The following is a 4048-nucleotide window of genomic DNA, read 5'->3' as shown; positions in this document are numbered from 1 at the left end:
ATTCCGTCTGCGATATCCAGGCTGGCATTGAATCCGGTAAAATCGGTCTCAGCTTGAGGCGAGACGACTGTTCCAAGGCTCGCAAGAGACAGCTCGCCGGCCACGAGCTTTTCCGACAATGACCCTGCCGTTCGCACGAGCTGGCCAAGATTGATGCCCTTGAGCGCGCCATCCTGCAGGTTCAGTTGAACTATGCCATTCAGCTGATTGACGATCTGACTGATCGTCGTGCCGCTCGCATCGACATCGACCGACAGGCTGCCCGTTCCGGTCAATCGGTCGAATGCGGCGAGCGCCGTCAGGAGAGGCCCGGCAGCCACGGCGTCTGCGTCGAGATTGAAGGCGAATGTTGGAACAGATTTTGACGCATCGACACTGATTGCACCGGACCAGGCACCGCCAAACGCCGTAAATTGCTGAATATCGGTCTGTAACTGCCCATTCTCGAGCGTTGCTTTCAGAACGCTGTCATTGAGCTTGATGGTGCCGAACGAAACTTGATTAGCTTTCAGCCCAAGATCTGCATTGACGAGCCTCAGTCCTTCAAGATCGAGGGCCGTATCGCTCCATCCGGACGCTGAGTCTTCGTCTTCGCGGACCTGCGATGAGCCGAGAAATGGCGCGAGATCAAGCGTATCGGTTTCAAGATCGGCTACAAGTCGGGGCGCTGCGCCTCTCAGATCAATCCCGAGATCGCCAGACGCGCTGGTCTGATCAATATCGTAACGTCCGTCGCTAATCAGAAGGTTTTCGAGCGATCCCGACGCCTTGCCTTGCAGCTTCACCGTCTTAAGGGTTTCGCCTTCAGGCAAGACCACACCGAACTGCGCCAGCACGGTGCGAAGCTGGTTGCTCTGAACCTGCACATCGCCAGCAATCCGGCCAGGCCCGGCAAGGGATAGATCCCCCTTGTAGCTTGTCTCGAGGTTCGGACTCGATGTCGTCACGTCGAGGTTCGAGAAGGTCGGCTGAAGGACAGGGCCGGCGATTCGAGAAGATGCCGACAACTGTTGGAACGGCGCCAACTGATCCATGGGCATGCCAATCTCGGACAGAAGAGCCCCCATGTTCCGTACATTCAGCTCAGCCTCGCCGTCAGCGGTCAGGTCTTCGCCCCCAGCAAATGATCCGGAGTAAGAGGCAGACAGGCCTTCCGCGTTCACTTCGAACCTGTCGAACTGGACGTCGGGCGCACTGAGCGGCCCGCCAATCTCTCCGGCCGCCTGCAGCCCGCCGAGCGGCGCCAGATTGAGACCCGTCTCAAGATCAAGGAAGCGTGCGATTTCGCCTATCTGCGGCGCCGACAGATTAAAACGGCCACCGAGGAAGATCTCGTCGCCATTCCTGATGACGCCCTCATAGGTGGCGCGGGCGAGATCCGAGGCAAGCTCGAAGTCCATGTTGGCGTCCGAACCGTCCAAGAAAGCCTGGGGGGTCGTAAATTTGAGAACGATTGAGACGAGTTCATCCTGAAAGATACCCTGCGCCTTCAGCGACAAGGTGTCCTCCAGAGAGCGAAATTCAGTTTCGGCATCAAGTTCCCTGATCTGGTAGGAGGTGCCAGCCTGAGCATCCGTATAGCTCAGCGAGGCGTTCTGCAGGGCGAACGTGGCGATGGTGGCGGAGAAGCCCTCGTTGTCGCCGCCCGCACCTGCATCTTCATCTGCAGGCTCATCGCCAGCCCCGAAGGTCCAGTTTGTGCGGCCATCCGCGAGCCGGGTGAGGCGGACGTCTGCATGGACAAACTCTAATTCATTGATCTCGACCCTCCGCGACAGGAGCGGCCAGAGACGAACCGACCCCCTGAGCGCGCCCGCCGTGATCATGTGTTCCTCCGGAAACCCGTCAGGATTTGCCACGCTGACATCTGCCACCGAGGCCGAGATTCCCGGGAACACGGAGATCGAGACATCGCCGGAAACCTCGACATCGCGGCCGAGCGCATTCGTCGCGGCGTTTTCGATTTGCGCCTTGTAGACCGAATTTGGGACAAGAAAGGGGACAATAGCCACGCCCGCCACGATCAAGAAAAAGACGATCCCGCCGATAAGAAAAATGCGCTTCATGAGTTCCGGTCATTCCTTGCTCGTTTCAATCGGGATGCCTAGCTGCAAGTCGTGGCAAACTCATGGCAGTTGGTGCTTGACCCCGCCAGCCCGCTTGTCTAATCAGGCGCCTCACCGCTAATTGCGGCGACCGATCTGCGCGGGTGTAGCTCAGTTGGTTAGAGTGCCGGCCTGTCACGCCGGAGGTCGCGGGTTCGAGCCCCGTCACTCGCGCCAGATCGAACCTTGAAGCTTCTTCGAAAAATCAGTCCGTTAGTCGCTATGCCTAGCGTCCGTCTTCGAACGCAGCCTCTCGTTTTTGAAGCTCGGCCATCACCGCCTCGATCTGGTTCTTGGACCCGATAATCTGATCCTGAAGCACCGATTCCTGAACGAGCGCGTCTTCGTCACTCATTGATCGGACCGAATTCAGGATGGTCTTGTTGGCACGTATGGCGTCAGGGTTCTTGGACGCAATCTGTTTGGCCAACGCCATGGCGCGCTCATGTGGCGCTTCCGCGAGTTCAGTGACAAAGCCGTATTCATGACCTTGGGTGCCAGAGAAGATCCGGCCCGTATAAGTCAGCTCGCGCAGAATATCATCGCGGCAGAGATGGCGCATGATGGCGGTGCCTGCCATATCCGGCACAAGGCCCCACTTGATCTCCATGATGGAGAGTTTCGTTTCAGGATGCGCGATGCGGATGTCAGAGCCGAGCATGACCTGAAAGCCGCCGCCCAGGGCGACACCATGAACGGCCGCAATAACGGGGACGGGCAGGGCGCGCCATCCCCAGACGGCCTGCTGCGCCCGATTGGCTATACCATGTGTGCGTTCGGCCAGCGGTTGTCGCCCGCTCGGCGATGCGCCGTCTCCGCCTGATGCCATCTTGCCGAAATTGCCCATATCGAGCCCGGCGCAAAAGGCGCGACCTTCGCCAGACATGACAACGCAGCGGACCGACTTGTCATTCGCGAGGTCTTCTGCGGTGGATATCAGCGCGGTAAACATCGCGTCGTCGAGCGCATTCATCTTGTCCGATCTGACCAGTTTCACATCGGCCACACCTTCAGATGTCGTTACCTGGATACGCTCGCTCATGTCATTTCCTCCGCGGCTCAAGTCTTCAGGCCAGTGTGCAGAAACACAAACGCCGGGACAATCTCTGTCCCGGCGTCAGTCTTTGCAGTATCGAGCAATTCCTAGAGGAAAAGCTTCGCAAACTCACGAGGTTTGCGCTTCTTCCAGTCGCCCTTGTGCCAGGCGGCAGACGCCAGAAGGGGGATAACCGAACTTGCCTCAGCGAACACCATCTGCTCATAGACGGTCTGCACCTTGCCCCAGCTTGCCGCTTCCTTGAGCGTGGAGGAGGAGCAGGCACCGTCGCGGGTATCGGCCACGGTGATCTGGACCGCATATTTGTGCATCTCGCATTCCTTGCCAAGAATTTCGGCGCACACGACCGTGTCCTGGACGAAGTTCTTCGGCACGCCGCCGCCAACCATCAGCAGGCCGGTCGAGCCTGCTTCGATTTTGACATCGGTCAGTTCGCGGAAGTCGGCCACGCTGTCGATGGAGAGATAATTACCAGGGTTCTCGACCTGGTGCTTTACGAGGCCAAATCCGGCCGAGCAGTCGGAGAAGGCCGGCACGAAGATCGGCACATGATGATCGTAGCAGGTTTCGATCAGTGAACCTTTCTTCTTTGCATTATCCTTCAGCCACTTGCCCATCTCCCAGATGAATTCGCGAGAAGAGTAGGGGCGCCGCTCGAGGCTGTCTGCGATTTCCTTGATGACATGGTCGCAGGCCTGAAGCTCTTCTTCATCAATGAAAGTGTCGTAGATCCGGTCGATATAAAGATCGCGAAGAATATTGTCGTCTACGGACTCGGGCGCCTGATAGTGCTGGTAGCCAAGAGCCTCGAAAAAATCCATGTCGACGATGGACGCGCCGGTCGCGACGATCGCATCGACGAGGCCGTATTTCACCAGATCGCGGT

The 4048-nt window shown here is 58.1% G+C and carries 3 protein-coding genes and 1 tRNA gene; 1 reads left to right on the top strand and 3 read right to left on the bottom strand.

Going from position 1 to position 4048, the window contains the following annotated elements; translation table 11 throughout:
- On the bottom strand, positions 1-2066 hold a 2066-nt coding region (locus WA989_RS16130; protein ID WP_424341501.1), incomplete at its 3' end, for an AsmA family protein.
- A 139-nt stretch (positions 2067-2205) separates the two neighbouring features.
- Here WA989_RS16130 and WA989_RS16125 point away from each other — a divergent pair.
- A tRNA-Asp gene (locus WA989_RS16125) sits at positions 2206-2282 on the top strand.
- Positions 2283-2331: 49 nt separating this feature from the next.
- Here WA989_RS16125 and WA989_RS16120 read toward each other — a convergent pair.
- Both WA989_RS16120 and WA989_RS16115 read right to left on the bottom strand, forming a co-directional pair.
- Positions 2332-3147, bottom strand: a complete 816-nt coding sequence (locus WA989_RS16120) for a crotonase/enoyl-CoA hydratase family protein (protein ID WP_424341500.1) — start codon at positions 3145-3147, stop codon at positions 2332-2334.
- A gap of 101 nt (positions 3148-3248) precedes the next feature.
- On the bottom strand, positions 3249-4048 hold an 800-nt coding region (locus tag WA989_RS16115), incomplete at its 5' end, for a deoxyhypusine synthase family protein (RefSeq protein WP_424341499.1).

It is taken from the genome of Henriciella sp. (assembly GCF_049649345.1).
In the GTDB taxonomy this organism is placed as follows: domain Bacteria; phylum Pseudomonadota; class Alphaproteobacteria; order Caulobacterales; family Hyphomonadaceae; genus Henriciella.
Note: the sequence above shows the minus strand (reverse complement) of the source record. Positions and strands in the feature narration are given on the sequence as shown.